At 69.4% G+C, this 17,714-nt stretch carries 20 protein-coding genes; 8 read left to right on the forward strand and 12 right to left on the reverse strand.

What is annotated here, in order from left to right:
• Window positions 1-7 precede the first annotated feature (7 nt).
• From K1T34_RS05575 to K1T34_RS05595, 5 genes are all read right to left on the reverse strand, one after another.
• Window positions 8-211, reverse strand: coding sequence for a ferredoxin (locus tag K1T34_RS05575; protein ID WP_220243215.1), 204 nt, complete (start codon window positions 209-211; stop codon window positions 8-10).
• A 12-nt stretch (window positions 212-223) separates the two neighbouring features.
• Entirely contained in the window at window positions 224-1,405 is a 1,182-nt protein-coding gene (locus tag K1T34_RS05580) for a cytochrome P450 (protein WP_220243216.1), read from the reverse strand.
• 86 nt (window positions 1,406-1,491) lie between these two features.
• Window positions 1,492-2,406: a fumarylacetoacetate hydrolase family protein gene (locus tag K1T34_RS05585; RefSeq protein ID WP_255638335.1), complete on the reverse strand. Its 915-nt coding sequence runs from the start codon at window positions 2,404-2,406 to the stop codon at window positions 1,492-1,494.
• Between the two features lie 25 nt (window positions 2,407-2,431).
• On the reverse strand, window positions 2,432-3,622 hold the full coding sequence (locus tag K1T34_RS05590; protein ID WP_220243217.1) for an FAD-dependent monooxygenase: 1,191 nt from the start codon (window positions 3,620-3,622) through the stop codon (window positions 2,432-2,434).
• Window positions 3,623-3,626: 4 nt separating this feature from the next.
• Window positions 3,627-4,679 carry a cupin domain-containing protein gene (locus K1T34_RS05595; protein ID WP_220243218.1) on the reverse strand — a complete coding sequence of 351 codons (1,053 nt, stop codon included), beginning with the start codon at window positions 4,677-4,679 and terminating at the stop codon, window positions 3,627-3,629.
• A 191-nt stretch (window positions 4,680-4,870) separates the two neighbouring features.
• On the opposite strand from K1T34_RS05595, the gene K1T34_RS05600 reads away from it, so the two are divergent.
• Window positions 4,871-5,800 carry a MarR family winged helix-turn-helix transcriptional regulator gene (locus K1T34_RS05600; RefSeq protein WP_220243219.1) on the forward strand — a complete coding sequence of 310 codons (930 nt, stop codon included), beginning with the start codon at window positions 4,871-4,873 and terminating at the stop codon, window positions 5,798-5,800.
• Between the two features lie 475 nt (window positions 5,801-6,275).
• Here K1T34_RS05600 and K1T34_RS05605 read toward each other — a convergent pair whose 3' ends face one another.
• A complete protein-coding gene (locus K1T34_RS05605; protein WP_220243220.1) occupies window positions 6,276-7,325 on the reverse strand; it encodes a hypothetical protein in 1,050 nt (349 codons plus the stop codon).
• An 81-nt stretch (window positions 7,326-7,406) separates the two neighbouring features.
• Between K1T34_RS05605 and K1T34_RS05610 the strand changes: the two genes are divergently transcribed.
• Window positions 7,407-7,727 carry a hypothetical protein gene (locus tag K1T34_RS05610; RefSeq protein ID WP_220243221.1) on the forward strand — a complete coding sequence of 107 codons (321 nt, stop codon included), beginning with the start codon at window positions 7,407-7,409 and terminating at the stop codon, window positions 7,725-7,727.
• Window positions 7,728-7,956: 229 nt separating this feature from the next.
• Here the strand turns inward: K1T34_RS05610 and K1T34_RS05615 are convergent, their stop codons facing one another.
• From K1T34_RS05615 to K1T34_RS05625, 3 genes are read right to left on the reverse strand one after another with little or no spacing between them, the layout of a single operon-like run.
• Complete coding sequence (locus tag K1T34_RS05615; RefSeq protein ID WP_220243222.1) at window positions 7,957-8,316, reverse strand: MmcQ/YjbR family DNA-binding protein; 360 nt, start codon at window positions 8,314-8,316, stop codon at window positions 7,957-7,959.
• Window positions 8,317-8,327: 11 nt separating this feature from the next.
• A complete protein-coding gene (locus K1T34_RS05620) occupies window positions 8,328-8,465 on the reverse strand; it encodes a hypothetical protein (protein ID WP_220243223.1) in 138 nt (45 codons plus the stop codon).
• 17 nt (window positions 8,466-8,482) lie between these two features.
• On the reverse strand, window positions 8,483-8,770 hold the full coding sequence (locus K1T34_RS05625) for a hypothetical protein (RefSeq protein ID WP_220243224.1): 288 nt from the start codon (window positions 8,768-8,770) through the stop codon (window positions 8,483-8,485).
• A 236-nt stretch (window positions 8,771-9,006) separates the two neighbouring features.
• Here K1T34_RS05625 and K1T34_RS05630 point away from each other — a divergent pair, with 236 nt between their 5' ends.
• The 4 genes from K1T34_RS05630 (at window position 9,007) to K1T34_RS05645 (ending at window position 11,712) form a co-directional block, all read left to right on the forward strand.
• Complete coding sequence (locus tag K1T34_RS05630) at window positions 9,007-9,255, forward strand: hypothetical protein (RefSeq protein ID WP_220243225.1); 249 nt, start codon at window positions 9,007-9,009, stop codon at window positions 9,253-9,255.
• A 248-nt stretch (window positions 9,256-9,503) separates the two neighbouring features.
• Window positions 9,504-10,130, forward strand: a complete 627-nt coding sequence (locus K1T34_RS05635) for a TetR/AcrR family transcriptional regulator (RefSeq protein ID WP_255638336.1) — start codon at window positions 9,504-9,506, stop codon at window positions 10,128-10,130.
• A 152-nt stretch (window positions 10,131-10,282) separates the two neighbouring features.
• A complete protein-coding gene (locus tag K1T34_RS05640; protein WP_220243226.1) occupies window positions 10,283-11,494 on the forward strand; it encodes a cytochrome P450 in 1,212 nt (403 codons plus the stop codon).
• 23 nt (window positions 11,495-11,517) lie between these two features.
• A complete protein-coding gene (locus K1T34_RS05645) occupies window positions 11,518-11,712 on the forward strand; it encodes a ferredoxin (protein ID WP_220243227.1) in 195 nt (64 codons plus the stop codon).
• Between the two features lie 168 nt (window positions 11,713-11,880).
• Here the strand turns inward: K1T34_RS05645 and K1T34_RS05650 are convergent, their stop codons facing one another.
• Together K1T34_RS05650 and K1T34_RS05655 are read right to left on the reverse strand one after the other, a co-directional pair.
• The gene (locus K1T34_RS05650) at window positions 11,881-12,657 is read right to left on the reverse strand and encodes an MIP/aquaporin family protein (protein WP_220243228.1); all 777 of its coding nucleotides are present in this window, start codon (window positions 12,655-12,657) and stop codon (window positions 11,881-11,883) included.
• A gap of 144 nt (window positions 12,658-12,801) precedes the next feature.
• Window positions 12,802-13,287, reverse strand: a complete 486-nt coding sequence (locus tag K1T34_RS05655) for a carboxymuconolactone decarboxylase family protein (protein WP_220243229.1) — start codon at window positions 13,285-13,287, stop codon at window positions 12,802-12,804.
• Between the two features lie 200 nt (window positions 13,288-13,487).
• Between K1T34_RS05655 and K1T34_RS05660 the strand changes: the two genes are divergently transcribed.
• Window positions 13,488-14,663 carry an HAD family hydrolase gene (locus K1T34_RS05660; RefSeq protein ID WP_220243230.1) on the forward strand — a complete coding sequence of 392 codons (1,176 nt, stop codon included), beginning with the start codon at window positions 13,488-13,490 and terminating at the stop codon, window positions 14,661-14,663.
• Between the two features lies 1 nt (window position 14,664).
• On the opposite strand, the gene K1T34_RS05665 is transcribed toward K1T34_RS05660, so the two are convergent.
• Window positions 14,665-16,164, reverse strand: a complete 1,500-nt coding sequence (locus K1T34_RS05665) for a PLP-dependent aminotransferase family protein (RefSeq protein WP_220243231.1) — start codon at window positions 16,162-16,164, stop codon at window positions 14,665-14,667.
• Window positions 16,165-16,311: 147 nt separating this feature from the next.
• On the opposite strand from K1T34_RS05665, the gene K1T34_RS05670 reads away from it, so the two are divergent.
• Window positions 16,312-17,556, forward strand: a complete 1,245-nt coding sequence (locus K1T34_RS05670) for an MFS transporter (protein ID WP_220243232.1) — start codon at window positions 16,312-16,314, stop codon at window positions 17,554-17,556.
• Window positions 17,557-17,714 lie beyond the last annotated feature (158 nt).

Below are 17,714 nucleotides of genomic sequence, written 5' to 3' on the forward strand. Positions count from 1 at the left end.
CCCGCGCTCACCCGCCCGACGTGGTCAGGCGGATCGCCCGCGCGGGACAGATCCGTTCGGCGCTGCGGACGGCGTCCTCTTCGGACGAAGGCACGTCGTTCACGCGGAGCACGACGATCCCGTCGTCCTCACGCTGGTCGAACACCGCGTCGGACAACAGCACGCACTGCCCCGACGCGATGCACTTGTCGGCTTCCACTTCGACCTTCATGCATTGGCTCCGTTACCACTCGACGGGCATCGCGAAGAGCCCGTAGAACACGTTCTTCGTCTTGAACGGCAGTTCGCTCACCGGCGCCGCGAGCCGCAGATCCGGCAGGCGCCGCAGCAGCGTGGGGTACACCACTTGCAGCTCGACGCGCGCCAGCGGCTGCCCGAGGCACTGGTGGACCCCGTAGCCGAAGGTGAGGTGGTGCCGCGCGGACCGGGACAGGTCCAGCTCGTCGGGGTTGTCGCCGAACGCCTCCGGGTCGCGATTGGCCGAGTCGTTGGCCGCCACCACGCCCTCGCCCTTGCGGATCAGCCTGCCCGCGACCTCGACGTCCTCGAGCGCGACGCGCCGCCGGCCGTAGTGCGTGATCGTCAGGTAGCGCAGCAACTCCTCGACCGCGTTCGCCACCACTGCCGGCGAAGTGTCGGCCTTCAACGCGGCGAGCTGGGCGGGGTTCTGAAGCAGCGCCAACGTCCCGAGCGCGATCATGTTGGCGGTCGTCTCGTGCCCGGCGCGCAGCAGCAGGTTGAGCATGTTGATCAACTCGTCGCGGCTCAGGCCGCCCGCGCGCTCGATTTCGAGCAGGTGGCTGATCACGTCCGGTGCGGGCTCGGCGGCCTTGCGCTCGACCAGGCCACCGAGGTACTCGCGGATCGTGGCGAACGCCTCCAACGCCTCGTCCGCACCGGTCTCACCGGAGATGAGCAACCCACTCTGCCGCTGGAAGAACTCGTGATCTTCGTACGGAACACCGAGCAGTTCGGAGATCACCGACGAGGTGACCGGCAGTGCGAATCCGGTGACCAGGTCGGCGGGCTGTGGGCCGGCCGTGAACTCGTCGAGCAGCTCGTCGACGTGCCGCTGGATGCGCGGGCGCAGCGCCTCGACCCGCTTGATCATGAAGTCCCGGGTGAGCATCCGGCGGTGCCTGGCGTGCTCGGGGTCGTCCATGTTCAAGAACGTGGGGTGCTTCTGGCGGGTCACGGAAACGCCCGCGCTGTGGCTGGGGAAGCCCGGGTTGGTCATGTCCGCGCTGAACCGCGGGTCGGCCAGCACCTCGCGGACGTCGTCGAAGCGGGTGACCAGCCAGGCGATCTTGCCGTCCCACAACCGCACGCGGGAGATCGGCTCGTCCGCGCGCAGGTCGCGGAACTCGGCGGGCGGGTCGAACGGACAGCCCGGCGGGCGGGACATCGGGTAGTCGGGGATCGGCTGCCCGGAAATCTCTGTGGTAGTGATGGTGCACCTCCGACTTGGCTTGAGCGGCCGGGAAAGCGGGATCAGTTCGCCGTGCGAGCGCGGACGGGGGTGAGCTCGGCCGGCGGCACCGGGCCCGCCCCCGCGCCCAGGGTCGGGCAGGTGACGGCACCGGCCGCGCTGACGCCGACGGTCAGCTCGCCGACCCGCGTCACGGCCGCGGTCACCGAATCGCCGTCGTTGATGGCCCCGACGCCGGCCGGCGTGCCGGTGCTGATGACGTCACCAGGATGGAGTGTCATCACCGACGAGACGTACTCGATGAGCGCGGGCACGTCCCAGATGAGGTCGCGGACGTCGGCGTCCTGGCGCAGGGTGCCGTTCACCGAGCAGGTCAGCCGGAGTGTCTCGAGTGGACCGACCTCGTCCGGCGTCACCAGCCAGGGCCCCATCGGCGTGAAGGTGTCGAACGACTTGCGGGTGGAGCGGTCCTCGCCGCCGCGCATGGTGATGTCGAGCAGGCACGTGTAGCCGAACACATGCGACAGTGCGTCGGCCGCGGGCACCCCGCGGGCCGTGCGGCCGATCACCACGGCCAGCTCACCCTCCTGGTCGAACCGGCGGTCGGTGTAGGGCAGGCGGACCACGTCGCCGGCACCGATCAGCGACGAGGGTGCCTTGAGGAACACGCCGAGCGAGCCGACGTGCACGCTCTGGCTCATCTCGGCCTGGTGGTCCACGTAGTTCACCGGCGCGGCCACGATCTTGGTCGGATCCGGCACCGGCGGCAGCACGCGGACCTCGTCGAGCGGGACGCCGGGACCGTCGGCGAGCGGGACCTCCCCCGCGGGAGACCCGGACGCCGCGATGAGGCGCCGCATCGGGCTGAGCCCGGCCGGCCCGGCGGCGCGTTCCGGTGAGACCTCGCGCACCACGCCGTCGGCGACGACGCCGACCCGGTCGAGGCCGTCGCGGCCGCGGTAACTGAGCAACTTCATTGTCGGCTCCTCGGTGTCGTGCCGATCAGGACGAAAGGACGGCGGATTCCGCCGCGTACAACCAGTCCAGCTCGCTGTAGTCGTCCGGCCGCCGGGAGCGCATGTACCGGTCGCGCAGCGCGAGTGTGACCGGGTCGCCGGTGTGCCAGACCTGGCCCCACAGCCGCGCCCGCGTCTGGCATAGGCCGGCGCGGGGGACGCGGACGGCGTCGTAGGACTTCACGGCTTTCCCGATGTCGGTGCCGCTCCCGCGGACCGCTTCGCCGAGCGCCAGCGCGTCCTCGAGCGCCTGGCACGCCCCCTGGCCGAGGTACTGCAGCATCGGATGCGCCGCGTCGCCGAGGAGCACCGCCCGGCCGTGCACCCACGTGGGCAGCGGGTCCCGGTCGTAGATCGGCCAGCAGCGGCCGGTCTCGATGCGCGAGACGTGCCGCTGCACCTCCTCGCACGCTTCGCCGAACCGGCCGAACAGCTCCTCGACCGGGCCCACCTGCTCGTCGCCGCGGCCGAAGCTGTCACTGCGGAACACCGCGACCTGGTTGTACAGCTCGCCGCGGCGCACCGGGTACTGGATGAGGTGCAGCCCGGGCCCTACCCACAGCACCACGTCGTCGTTGCTGACCTCGGTCCTCACCTCGCTCATGGGCAGCGCGCCGCGGTAGGCGACGAATCCGCTCGGCACCGGCTGGTCGACGGAGACCAGCTTGCGCACCACGGAGTGCAGCCCATCGGCGCCGACGAGCAGCTCGGCGCGGTACGTGGCGCCGTCCTCGCAGCGCACGCCGGCGCTGTCCTCGTCGGCCCACGCCTCGGCGACGACCCGGTTTTTCTCCAGCCGCACCAACGGTTCCGCCCGGCAGGCTTCGACCAGAATGGACAGCAGATCACTGCGGTGCACCACCACGTAGGGGTAGCCGTAGCGCTCCCGGAAGGCACCGCCGAGATCGAGTGTGGTGAGCGGGTCGGCGGTGATCGCGTGCCGCATCACGCCGTGCCGCGGCAACACCGCGACGTCGAGCAGCTCGGTGAGCAGGCCGAGCCGGTCGAGCATCCGGATCGCGTTCGGGCCGAACTGCAGGCCGGCGCCGATCTCGGTGAACTCGGCCGCGCGTTCGAGCAGGTGGACCTCGCGCCCGGCGCGCGCCACGGACAGCGCCGCGGCAAGCCCGCCGATACCGCCACCGACGATCAACGTGGGCAGTGGTGTCGTCACCATGCGCTCAGCACTCCCGTTCGCGGTAGAGGCCCAGCGCTTCCAGCACGGGTGCGTCACTGACGCTGAACACGTCCAGGTGCTCCTCGGCGGCAAGGCCGTAGGGAGCCCACGACGGCACAGCGAAGACGTCACCCGGTGCGAGCGCGAAGCGCTGGTCACCGATCAGCACCTCGCCGGTGCCGGCCAGCACGGCCCCCACCCGGGACCCTGCCTGGCGGGTTGTGCGGCTGCGGCTGCCGGCGCGCACGCGGCGCATCTCGCAGCGCATGGTGGGCATGACGTCGGCGCCGGTCTGCGGATTGGTGTAGCGGATCTGCGCCTCGCTCGCGCCGGTGGCGGCCAGCTGCGCCGCGAGCGCCCGGTCGGTGTCGGCGCGCCGGTACACCAGCAGCGGCGAATGCGCCGCCTCGTGCCGGGCCTTGCCGAGCCCGCCGGGCACGAGGCCGGGACCAGCGCCCCAGAGCCGTTCGGCGGCCGAAGCAGGCTCACTGCTCAAGCCACCCTGCGCGTCGGAGCCCTCCTCGAAGAACACCGCGTCGAGCGCGGCGACGACCGGCAAGTCGAGCACGTCCAGCCACATCATCGGCTCGGCGCCGGGGTTGTGGTGTTCGTGGAAGGTCATGCTCGGGGTGAGCACGAGGTCGCCGGTCGCCATGCGCAACGGGTCGCCGTCGACAAGCGTCCAGGCACCCTCGCCTGCGAGGACGAATCGCAGGGCCGCCGGGGTGTGCCGGTGCGCGGGCGCGCGCTCCCCCGCGCCCAGGTACTGCATCCCGGCCCACATGGTGGAGGTCGCGTACGGCGCACCGCCGAGACCGGGATTCGCGCAGGCCAGCACCCGGCGATCGCCGCCCCGGTCGATGCCGACCAGTTCGCCACTGCGCGCCGCGAGCCCGCTGAGCGCTTCGGCCCGCCACCGGTACGGGACGGTCCGGGGCACCGGCTCCGGCGTCAACAGGCCGGAGAGCTTCCACAACGGCTGGAGATCGGCTGCCGCTACGTCGCCGTACAGCTCGTCCAGCCGGCTGTCCTGATCCGTGAAGCGAGATGTCGCCATGGGGGTTTCCCTCCGCATGCCACGAGACAAGCTGAATTAGTACGTGTACGTACTATGCAACGGGACGCTAGACGCTGATTTCCTGACAGTCAAGGGCTTCGCGGCGCAACCACGGCGTCGATCAAGCCAAGATAGTACGGACACGGCCGATCTCGGTCCGCTACAGTGAACCGGTCAAGAAGGGGACTCTCGTGCGAAACACCGCCATCGGCAGCAGCCCACCTCCCCAGGCACCGGGACCGGTCACCCTCGTGCTGCCACCCGACACGACGGCCGGGCACCTCATCCGCCGCGCCCAGCAGGCGCACACGGCGCTGTGGTCAGCCGAGGTCGGCACCGAAGTCACCGGCCCGCAGTACGCGATCCTGAGCGCGCTGAGCCGCCGGTCGGGGGTCGACCAGGTCACCGCGGGCCGCGCGGCGTCACTGGACAAGTCGACGACGGCCGACATCGTCGACCGGCTGCGGCGCAAGGACTGGATCCAGCGTGACCGCGACACCGGCGACGGCCGCCGGTACCTGCTGTCGCTGACCCCCTCGGCCAAGGCGATGCTGCCCGACCTCACCGCCCGGGTGGAGACGGTGCAGGACCGGCTGCTGCACCCGCTGGGACCGAACCTGCGGCGCAGCTTCGGCAGACTGCTGGGCCAAGTGGCCTACCAGGGGCCGGTGCCCACCGGAGGCAAGGACGAGGACAAGGACATCGAGGTGCTGCGGCTCAGCTCGACGCCCGGCCACCTCATCCGGCGGGCCGAGCAAGTGCACGGCGCACTCTGGACCCGGCACGTCGGCACCCAGCTCACGCCATCGCAGTACGCGCTGCTGTGCAGCCTCGTCTGGCGCCCGGCCATCGACCAGACCGCGGCCGGCGAGATGGCGTCGCTCGACAAGTCCAGTGCCGCGGACATCGTGGCGCGACTGCGGCGGCGAGGCTGGCTGCTCGACACCCGGGACGAGACCGACCGGCGGCGCAAGCTCCTGGTGCTCACCGACCTCGCGCGCTACACGCTCGCCGAGGTGACGCCCGCGGTGCAGACCGTTCAGCGCGACCTGGTGGCACCGCTGTCTCCCGCCGAACAGGACAAGCTGATCAGCCTGCTGCGGCGCGTCGCGTACCAATGACCGTCCGGTGAAGACTGTCGCCGCATCAGGTGACCGAGTCGGAACGCGAGGTGGTCCGTGTACGCGCCGCGCACGTGCGCGAGGTCCTGACCGAGTCGTCATCGTCCCAACTATCGGCAACGGATTCTCGACGCGATCAACACTGCCCGCCTGCGATGCTCCACTTTCCCTTGTGGCACTGAATGTCTCGTCCTTGTGACGCAATGCCTGCCCGCGAGACACTTGGAATGTCGACCGGGAAGATCGCAGAAATGTAGTCCTGACAGGGTTCGTCGAACTCGGCGATTCAGATCAGATCCTTTTGCGGCCGATGGACGGAGGGGCCTTGTCCTCCAGCAGATCCCGGGTGCCGTCGTGTCCAGGACTCCGGGAATCGGCGATGAATGCGTGAAGAAACGCAAAGCCAATTGCCAATCCGACTCCATGGGTCACCACAAACCTGGCTGGTGTGACAGCAAGACCACCGAGGAAGAGTTCAAGACACTGTGCGACCTTTCGGACCGCCGAAAGTGAGCCCCGAAACGTGGGTGGTCACCTGAGCCGATGGCCGGGCCCTACCGCGGGATGGCGGTGTGGTCGATGTCGAGGATGACGGGCGCGTGGTCGGTGCACTGGCCGACGGCGGCGTGGTCGACGACGTGGACGCTGCGGACGGCGGCGTCGGGCGCGTGGTGGGTGGCGTACCAGCGGTCGATGCGGCGGGGCGGGTGGTGATCGGCCGGGTGGAACCCGGTGGTGGCGGCCCAGGGGCGCCGGTGATCCGGGCGCAGTCGCGCATCCGGCCCAGGTGCTCGAGCCGGATCGCGACGCGGCGGTCGAGGTGTCCGTGCTCGTCGAACTGGTAGGCGTGGTCGGGGTGCCAGGGCTGGTGCAGGTAGGGGTCGTGGTCGTAGAAGTGGCTGTCGCCGTCGACGGTCGGGACCGTGGTGGCGCCGACGCCGTTGAAGCCCCCGCCGATGAACCCGGGCACGTCGTCGCGGTGCATGGCACGCAGGATCTGCGCGGCGTCCGACCATCCCCAGGCCTGGTCGAACCGGGACAGTTGAACGGACCCGACGCGCAGTCGTGGGCCGCCGAGGTCGAAGACGCAGGTGACCATCGAGTGCCACATCCCGGCGTCGGCGCGCTCGAACCGGCCGATGGTGCCGGGCACGGGGGTGACTCCGTCGCGCCAGAGCAGCGCGGTGTGGTGGATGTCGCCGCCCAGGGCGAGCATCGGCTCGCCGCGGTGTTTCCACTGCCGGTCCACGGCCTTGGCCAGTCGTCGCAGCCGCGTCGTCGCCAGGTCCCGCTTGTCGGGGTCGCGGGGGCCGGGTTCGCGGGCGACGATCTCCTGCACCGCCAGCACATCCGCGTCGAGCCCACGCACTAGCGCCTCCAGGCGCGCGAACCGTTCCTCCGCGGCCGGGCTGTCGCCGTCGTAGAGGTTGAACGCGTTCACCGACACCAGCCGCACCGCGACCTCCGAGTTCGTCCCGTCCAGCACCGACCGGCCCAGCCGATGGCGCGGGGCCGACGGCGACACCGTAGCGCGGTGATCACCGCGCCGGCCCGGTGCCGAGAGCCGGGCCTGCCAGGATGAGGTGATGATTCAGGACAGGCCGTCGTGGAGGGACGCGACTTAAAGGACTACACCGCTGCCAACGACCCGAACCACATGCTCCGCCGGCCCAACGGCTACACATCCAAAGACGCGTTCGCCGACAGCCGGATCCCTGCCGACCAACTGCAGGGATCCGAGGCCGACGCGATCGAGCGCGGCGGCAGTATCGAGGTGTTCGCCGACGAGGACTGCGCGAAGACCCGGATGGACTACATCCAAGCGATCGGGAAGGGCCTGCCCGCTGCGGCCGAGTATGACTTCCTCGCCGGCCCCATGCCAGTCGCGAGTTCTCCGGCGACTCTATATTCAGCGGTCCCTCGATGACACCAGGCCCGGCGCGACCAGATCATGCCGCGGGGCGTCGAATCGGATGGAGAGGGCTCGAAGGCCTTCGAGCAGCTCGACGCACGCCAGGCCGTAGCCGAGGCTGCTCCGTCGAACGAGCCGTTCGTGACGGTCGCCAGCTGCATGGGCAGGCTCGCCTTCAGCGGTGACTCCTTCGGATCGACGCTGCCGAGCCGTCGAACTCATCGTCAACCACGGGGCGGGCGCGTCATCCCGGACCATCGGGATGGGAGAGGTCGTAGGCGCGGGAGACCTTCTGGGGGACCACCATCCGCCACGCGTCCACGACGAACTCGCGGGCCTCGGTCGGGTCCAGCGGAGCGAGCTCGGCGTGGACCCAGTTGAACCGCATGTCCGACTCCGACGGCAGCCCGAACTTCTCCGGCTCGCCGGCGATGAGCGCGGCGCGCTCCTCTTTCGGGAACGCGAACCCCATCACTGTCTCGTCGAGGGAGAACGCGACATAGACGATCTGCTTGACCCGGAACTTCAACCGGCCGCGCACGTAGACCGGATAGGAGCGCTCGAGCTCCGAGCCCAGGGCGCGAACGTCCTCGATTACCGCCATGACGCACCTCCTCACCCGAGGACTAAGGCTGCCACGTCGCGCCCAGCGCGCGCGGGATGCCGGTTGTCCTGGGTCGTTCCCGTCACCAGGGTGCCCTCGATCGGCAGATGCAGCCAGCCGGCCGCGCGCTCGGGGTCGGTGTGGTCCATCTCCTCCAGCTCCCCAATCAGGCGCTCACCAAGCCGCCGGCGGAACCCTCGGTCTCGACTCGGGCCGGATAGTCGGGATCCTCGAGGGCGATGTCGCCGGCGAAGTAGAGGCAGCAGCGGAAGTCGTCGTTCGCGACGAGCTCGTCGAGCCGGTCGAAGAGGCCGAGCAGTTCGCACTGCGACAGTGCGGCAACGGCGGCGTTGCCCGGCGCCGCGTGCGCTTGTTCTTGACCTGGGATGTCGAACGGCGTCTCGAAATGGTTTCGAGCAACCAGTTCCCCGGCCCGCGCGCGCGAACCATCCACAGTGATCGCCCAAGGGATTAGTGCGAGATCAGATACGCGGACTTACCGGTCGCATTGGCGTATCGCCTCGGGACAGATAACGACGCGCGCCCCCAGCCGGTTCGCCAACCTGCACCATCTTGACCCTACTCCGTGGTCGCCGGTACCTCGGTGGACGAGCGGCGAGGTTTCGACCGCGACCGGGCTGCGAAAAGACGAATCCGAAGATCATCAAGAGGTCGACAAACGCGGTGCCGATGCACACACCGAAGTCGATCTCATCGGGTCGATGCAGGTCCACCGCCGCCGCCGGGTCGGCGACCACCTCGACAGCCGAACCGGACAGTTGGACCGCAGAGCAGTTCACGCCGCCGTCCAAGTACACGAAGAACGCAATGGTCGTCGTCACGCCGGACGGGCAGCGTGGCGTCGTCGCCGTCGACGGCGACAAGCCCTTAGTTGTGCTGGCGGTCGCGCGAGCGGTAGCGGTGTTCCCTGTCGACTGATGGCGACGACGCACGCGTGGTCGACGCGGTGAAGCTGGTGTTGGCCACGGCGGTGGCACGAGAGCGCCAGCTCGAGCGTGTCCATGTAGTGACTGACAGTGGTGCCACTCCGACCGCTCAATGATCGGCATGACCGCCATTGTCTCGATCCACATCGATGACAGCATCCATCGATTCGGACCGATACTCTCCGAAACGAAGGAGGGGCCGACCCGCGTGACGGGCTGGCAGACGGTAAGAATGAGAGCGTGCCGGAAGAAGTCGAGGTCAGCGCCGGGCGCACCCGCAACAGACGCGGCGAAGGCGACCGGCTGCGCAGGGAGATCCTCGACGCGGCCAGCCGGCTGCTGTCCGAGCTCGGCGGCGAAGACGGGCTCACGATCCGCGGCGTCGCCCGCGCGGTCGGCATCGCGCCCGCGAGCATCTACCAGCACTTCACGGACCGCTCCGCGCTCGTCGCGGGCCTGCTCGACTACGAGTTCGCCCGGCTACGCGCCGCGATGGAAGCGGCCGAAGCGAGCGAGGACCCGGACGACGTCGTCGGCCGCGTGCGGGCGCTGCTCCACGCCTACTGCCGGTTCGCCATGGAGAACCCGGGGCACCACCGGCTGATGATGGCCAACGGGGTCACCCGGCCCGGGCCCGAGGTGCGCCCGCAAGGGCCGCTGCCGGCCATCGTCGATCTGGTCATCACCGGCTTCGCTCGCTGCGACGCCGGCGGCTTCCCGCTGCGGGTACCCGCCGAGCGGGCCGGCGTGATCGCGTTCGTCGGCGCCCACGGTCGAGTCGCGCTGTTCCACAATTCGCCGGAGCGTGCGAACGCCGCCACGATGGAGCCGTTCGTCGACGAGGTCGTTTCGCTCGTCTTTGCTTGACCCACGGGCGTTTTCTCCCGTTTGCCCCCGACTGTTCTCGGCCGTCCCGGTGATCTTGTGCACGAGGGTGGCCAACTTCCCACCAGGTTGCTTACTCTGTGCTCAGTCCTTATCCGAACAATCGTTCGGTTACCCTGCGTAGGAGGTATGAGATGTCGGAGGCTCTGTCCGACGCGCCCCAATACCCGATGTCGCGCGGCCGCTGTCCGTTCGACCCGCCGCCGGAACTCGATCGGCGACTGCATGACGAGCCGGTGTCCCACGTCAAGATCTGGGACGGCAGCGAACCCTGGCTGTTCACACGCTACGAAGACGTCCGGGCGATGCTCGCCGACTCGCGGGTCAGTGCCGACACCGATGTACCCGGCTATCCGCAGCAGTCCCCGGGTATCGCCGCCAGGAGCAAGCGCGCCAAGGTGTTTTTCAGCATGGACGATCCCGGACACGCCGCCCAACGGCGCCTGTTCACCGCCGACTTCATGGTGAAGAAGGTGGAGCGCCTGCGGCCACGGATCCAGAAGATCGTCGACGAGCTGATCGACGACTTGCTGGCCGGCCCGAAGCCCGTGGACCTGGTGCAGGCCTTCGCCCTGCCCCTGCCTTCGCTGGTGATCTGCGAGCTGCTCGGTGTGCCGTACTCCGACCGCGCGTTTTTCCACCGCGTCAGCAAGATCCTGATCTCGAAGGCATCGTCGCCGGATGAACAAATGTCGGGAACGGAAGAGCTGCTGGCCTACCTGCGCGGGCTGGTGAAGGAGAAGCAGGCCGAGCCGGGCGACGACGTGCTCAGCCGGCTCGCCGTGGAGCAGGTGACCACCGGGAAGATGACCGCGGACGAAGTCGCGATGATGGGCCAGCTGCTGCTCGTGGCCGGCCACGAGACCACGGCCAACATGATCGCGCTCGGTACCACGGCACTGCTGGAACACCCGGATCAGCTCGACCTCGTGCGAGACGGCGACCCGGCGCTGGTGGCCAACGCCGTGGAGGAACTGCTGCGCTACCTCTCGATCGTCCACACGGGACGCCGACGGGTGGCGCTGGAGGACATGGAGCTCGCCGGGCAGACGATTCGCAAGGGCGACGGGTTGATCGGCGCGTCGGACGTCGCGAACCGCGACGCCGAGGCGTTCCCGGAGCCCGACAAGCTCGATGTCACGCGCAAGGCTCGCCACCACGTGGCGTTCGGCTACGGCGTGCACCAGTGTCTCGGGCAGCCGCTGGCTCGAGTCGAGCTACAGGTGGTCTACAGCACGCTCTACCGGCGGATCCCGACGCTCAAGCTCGCAGCGCCATTGGAGGAGCTGGACTTCAAGCACGACATGGTCGTCTACGGGCTGCACTCACTGCCCGTGACATGGTGACTGTTCCCGAAAGGACGCAACAGATGAAGGTGGTCATCGACCAGGCCCGGTGCGTCGGAGCGGGCCAGTGCGTGCTCGCGGCGCCGGAGGTGTTCGACCAGCGCGAGGACGACGGCATCGTGGTGCTGCTGGACGAGAACCCGCCCGAACAGCTGCACAACCAGGTCCGCGAGGCGGCGCAGATCTGCCCCGCACTGGCGATCGAACTGGAGAGCTGAGGGTTTCCGGTTGTCCACTGTGGAACAGGTCGCGCGCCACACGGTGGTGTGACGCCCGACCGGATGTCCGGGGGGCCAGCCGCCCGTGCTAGATCGGCCTGAGGCTCATGGACAGGTCGGCTCGCGCGCCGAACGGGGTGGTGGTCGTTGTCGTGACTGGTCTTCGCTTCATCCGCGGTGTCGGCACGGTCCGGCGCGGACTGGTTCGAGGACGACTGTCCAGAGTGGACTGGTGCGTCGGGTGTGGAGCAGGCGGTGGAGCACAGCCCCGAACACGGCGCCCAGGACCGGGGCGATCAGGTAGATCCACAGATCGCCGAGGTGTCCGCTGAGGATGGCCGGCCCGAGCTGGCGGGCCGGGTTGAGCGAACCACCGCTGCGCGGCCCGAGGAGTGCGATCACCAGGCCGACCGACAGCCCGATGACGTACGGAATCAGGCGGGCGTGACCGGAGAAGCTTCCAACCACGAGCATCAAGAGGGCCATGAAGCCCGCTTCCGCGAGGAAGACGGAAGCGGGCTGCCAGCCGGGCGCGGGGCTGATCGCGGCAATCGCGATCTGCGGGTGGGTGACCACCTGCCCCCACGCCAGCCGCCCGAGGGCGGCGCCCGCCACCGAACCCGTGAGCTGGGCGAGCACATACGGCGCGACGCGACGCCCCGGGAAGTCGTTCATCAGCCACAGTGCGACCGTCACGGCGGGGTTCATGTGTCCCCCGCTGCGCCTGCCGAGCGGGCTCAGCATGAGTCCGATGAGCATCGCCCCGCTGAGTACCCCGATCACGGCCAGCGCGCGGGGCAAGTTGGCGATGTAAAGCGTGCCTCCCGGATCACGCAGCCACCGGACCTCGGTCACCGTGAGGAACAGCAACACGGTGGTGAGCACGAATTCGTCGGCGGCGTATGCGAAGGACAACCGGCGTAGCAGGACAGGAGCGGTATTCACGATGGCCTCCGAGGGTCGCGTGCCGGGAACCGGGAATTTCCCGGCACCGTGGCCGCTGATCAGCCGCGCAGTCCTACGGCGAGTTCGCCGGCGCCCGCAGCGGGTACACGCAGTCCGCACCGGGGCGGTGCGGTCGTTTTCGCGTCAGGCGTTCGGCGTGTAGTGGCCGGGCACCATGCGAGTCGACACGCCGAAGCGGTTGAACGCGTTGATGGTGGTGATGGCCGCGATGAGGTGGGCGAGTTCGGTTTCGTCGAACTCCTTCGCCGCCTTCGCGTACACGTCGTTCGGGACGAATCCGTCGGTGATCACGGTGATCGCCTCGGTGAGTTCGATCGCCGCGATTTCCCGTGCGGTGTAGAAGTGCCGCGATTCCGCCCACGCGTCCAGTTGCAGGATCCGTTCCGCGGATTCACCAGTGGCCAGGGCGTCCTTGCTGTGCATGTCGAGGCAGAAAGCGCAGTGGTTGAGCTGCGACGCGCGGATCTTGACCAGGTTGACCAGGTCGGGGTCGAGGTTCTTCTTCGCCGCGGTGTCCAGGCGCAGCATCGCCTTGAACACGTCTGGGGCCAGCTTCATCCAGTCGAGGCGTGGAGCGTGCTCCGGGAGGCGTATGTGATTCGTCGTCATGACAGCCACGCTACGGGCCACAATCCCGCACACCTGGTCCATTTCCCGGCCGGGGCGGTGGGCCACTCACGGCCGCGTCCGGTATGAGCCAGTGCACAGTGGACATGCCACCGGCTGCCCTTACAGTGGGAAGACCGAGGCCCGCCGACCGAAACAGGCCGCGCCCGAATTCAGCACCGACTCCAAGAAGGAATCACGGGATGAACCAGACGTACCCCGTGCTGCTCGATTTCGCCGTGAGTGGCACCGGCACCCTCCTCGTCGCCCTGCACGTACCCGGTGAAAACCGTCGATCGTGGGACCGGCTCATGCTCGAGAGCCACTTTCGCGTGATCCACGTCGATCTGCCACGGCCGGCTGCCCACGACGTCCTCACCCTCGCAGACGACTTGCACGCCGTCGTCGAGGCGGTCGCGCCGGGGCATCGGCCGCGGCTGGTAGGGCAGTCGATCGGCGCGGTGGTCGCCGCCGCGTACGCCGCTGCCCACCCCGCAGGCGAAGTGGCCAACCTGGACCAGCTGCTCGAACTGTCCGTTGTGGACTTCCGGCGGTGGGTCGCACGCAGCACCTCCACACCGGCATGGCTCGTCGCCCTGGACATCGACGGGACCCTGCTGCGCGAAGACGGGTCCGTGAGCGACGCGGTGCTCACGCAGGTCCACCGGCTCGATGCCGCCGGGCACCATGTGGTGCTCACCACCGGCCGCTCCGCAGCGACCACCGTCCCGCTGCTCGACCGTCTCGGCATCACCCCGCAGTTCCTGGTGTGCGCCAACGGAGCGGTGACCCTACACCGGGATCTGGACGTCCCAGGCGGCTACCGGCGCGGCCGGGTGGAGTCCTTCGACCCGGCCGACGTGCTCCGGTCGATCCGCGCACATCTGCCCGACGCCCGCTTCGCCGCCGAGGACAACCACGGTCGTTACCGCCTCACGGAACCCTTCCCGTTCGGCACGACCGGATTCGACGACGAGCCGGTACAGGTGGCGTTCGAGGACCTTTTGGGCCATCCCGCGACCCGCGTCGTCGCGTTCGCGCCCGGCCACGACATGACCGATTTCCTTTCCGTGGTGGGGAAAATGAGCCTGCGGCGGGTGAGTTTCGCCGTCGGCTGCACACCGTGGCTCGACCTCGCCGCCGAGGGCGTCAACAAGGCCAGGGCGGCTGAAGGCGTACGCGCCGAGCTCGGCGTCCCCCGCGAGCGGGTCCTGGCCGTCGGCGACGGCCACAACGACCTCGAACTGCTCGCCTGGGCGGCCGAGCGCGGCCGCGGCGTCGCGATGGGACAGTCGCCCGCCGAGCTGATCGCGGCCGCCGGCGAACTGACCGGAACCGTCCACGAAGACGGGCTCGCCCAGGTCCTCGCCACGCTGTAGCTCAGCGAGGCAGCACCTGGCACAGCGCGGCGAGCGCGCCCGCCCACGCACTGTCGGACGGGGTGGCGTACCCCACGACGAGCCCGTCACCGCGCGGCACCGGTCGCTCCCCCGCATCGTCCGGATGGGACTCCCGCACTGACGGGTGCGCGAAGTCCCCCAGCCCGTCGAGAGCGACACCCACCCGGGCACCCGCGGCGATCACCGACCGCTCGGTGCCCGGCGGGAGGTCGAGCACCGCGTGAAGACCCGCCGCGATCCCTGACACGCGAATCCCTGGCGCCTGCTCCGCGACCGCCGCGACCAGCTGGTCACGGCGGCGCCGGTAGCGCAGCCGCATCGCCCGCACGTGCCGGTCGTAGTCGCCGGACGTGAGGAACTCGGCGAGCGTCAGCTGGTCGAAGGACCCGGGTGCCCAGTCCACGTGGCCCTTGGCGGCGATCACGCCCTGCGTCACCGACCGGGGTAGCACCATCCACCCGATGCGCAGCCCGGGCGCGAGCGATTTGCTCGCGGTGCCGAAATAGACGACCCGATCGGGGTCAAGGCCTTGCAGCGCACCAATGGGCTGGCGGTCGTACCGGAACTCGCCGTCGTAGTCGTCCTCGAGCACCAGCCCGCCGGTCGCCCGCGCCCAGTCGATGACGGCGGCCCGGCGGTCCGGACGCAGCGCACCGCCGGTCGGGTACTGGTGCGCTGGCGTGAGCAGGACCGCACCCGCGTCGAGGGAGGCGAGTTCCTCGATCCGCGTGCCGTCCTCGTCCAGCGGCAGAGCCGGCGTCTGCAGGCCGGTTTCGGTGAGCAGGTCGTAGTACTGGGGCACGCCGTACGTCTCGACGGCGACGGTCCGCACGCTGCGCGCCTTCAGCACGCTGCCGATCAGGCGCAGCCCATGGACGAACCCCGCGCAGATCACGATGCGCTCGGGCGACGCGTAAACGCCGCGGGCGCGCGCGAGGTAGTCGGCGAGCGCCGTGCGGAGTTCGACGCGGCCGCGCGGGTCGCCGTAGCCGAGGGCTTCGTGGGGCGCGGCCATGATCGCGCGCCGGGACGCCGCGAGCCATTGCGCGCGCGGGAAACTCGCCAGGTCCGGGTTGCCGGGCAGCAGGCTGAACCGCGTGTCGGGCGTGCGGATCGGCGTCGGCCGGCGGAGCGCGACGCGGTCGGAGCCAGGTGTCGGCGCACGACGGGGCTCCGCCCGGCGGGCGACGCGCGTGCCCGAACCCTGCCGCGCGGTGAGCCAGCCTTCGGCTACGAGCTCGGCGTACGCGTCGGCCACGGTGTTGCGCGCGATCGACAGATCAGCCGCCAGCGTCCGCGACGACGGCAACTGCGCGCCGGGCACGAGGCGGCCCGTGCGGACGGCCTCGCGCAGGGCGTCCATGAGCGAAGTGCGCACGCCGTGGCGACCGCGAAGGTCCAGGTGATCCAGGTACAGATCAGCGCCGAGACCCTCGGCGGACCGCTTTTCCTCCGGCGAATTGGCCCGTGTTCCCGACATGTAAATGGACCATACTCCTGATCCATTTTGATCTAGCGTGAGAACTGAGCCTGTCGCACCGATCGCGAATCCGGTTGCAATTCACCACCGCTCGCCAGTCGCCCCGATCCGCTCAGCGCGAGTCGCACCCAGCCCCAAGGAAGAGCCATGAGTTCACTCGACGTCCGGGAAACGCCCGGCGAACCACCACCCGGCATCAGCACCAAGTTCGCGGTCCTGCTGGCCGTTGTCTGCGGGATCGCAGTCGCCAACATCTACTACGCCCAGCCGTTGCTGGAGGAGATCGGGAACGACCTCGGGGTCGGGCCGGCCGGGCTGGGGTTCGTGTCGACCGTGACCCAAGTCGGCTACTTCGCCGGACTGATCTTCATCGTGCCGCTCGGCGACCTGCTCAACCGGCGGGTCCTCATTCCGATCGGGTCGGTGATCGCGGCGGTGGCCCTGGTCGCCGTGGCCGTCTCACCGGGGCCGGTGACGTTCTTCATCGCCAGCGGTGTCGTCGGACTGGCGACCGTGGTGCAGCAGGTCATCATCGCCTACTCGGCCGTGCTGAGCAGCCCTGAATCGCGGGGCCGGGTCCTCGGCATCGTGACCAGCGGCGTCGTCATCGGCATCCTGCTCGCCCGAACGATCTCCGGCCTGCTGGCCGACGCATTCGGCTGGCGCTCGGTCTTCGTCGTCTCCGCCCTGCTGATGCTCGGAGTGGCCCTCGTCCTCGGTGTCAAGTTGCCGCCGGAGCTGCCGAACCGACCGTCGGTCTCGTACCGCAAGCTGATCACGTCGATCGTCACGCTGACCGCGCGCGAACGCGTGTTCCGCGTGCGCAGCCTCATCACGCTGTTCATGTTCGCCGGCTTCGGCGCGCTGTGGGGCTCGATGGCACTGCCGCTTTCGGCTGACCCGTGGAACTTGTCGACATCGACGGTCGGGCTCTTCGGCCTCGTCGGCGCCGCGGGCGCGTTCGGCGCCGCCCGCGCGGGCGCGCTGGCCGACCGCGGCCGGGCGCAGTGGGTCACCGGCATCACGCTGGTGCTGTTCGCGGTGTCCTGGCTGCCGATCGCCTGGCTGCCCCACTCCCTCATTCCGCTGCTCATCGGAATCGTGGTCATCGACTTCGCCGGCCAGGCCATCCACGTCACCAACCAGCACCTGATCGTCGGCATCAACCCCAACGCGAGCAGCCGGCTCATCGGCAGCAACATGGCGTACTACTCCGTAGGCTTCGGCGGCGGTGCCGTCGCGGCGACCACGGTGTACAGCGCGTGGGGCTGGACCGCCGTGAGCATCCTCGGCGCCGGCTTCAGCCTGGTGGCCCTACTGATCTGGGGCGTCGACCGGATCTCTTCCGCTCGCAACGCCGGGCCGGCGCTGGCCGAAACGACAGTGTCCTGAACAGAGTGTCCACACCAGACAGACGGGCTCGGGGACCACGCTCCCCGAGCCCGCACCGAATGGCCCACGGATTCCCCGGCCCAATGGACCACAGATAGCCGCCACCTGCCTCGTAGCGTGGTTGTCAGCAGAGAAGTTTTCCCAATTACCAGGAGAAG

It is taken from the genome of Amycolatopsis sp. DSM 110486 (assembly GCF_019468465.1).
GTDB lineage: Bacteria > Actinomycetota > Actinomycetes > Mycobacteriales > Pseudonocardiaceae > Amycolatopsis.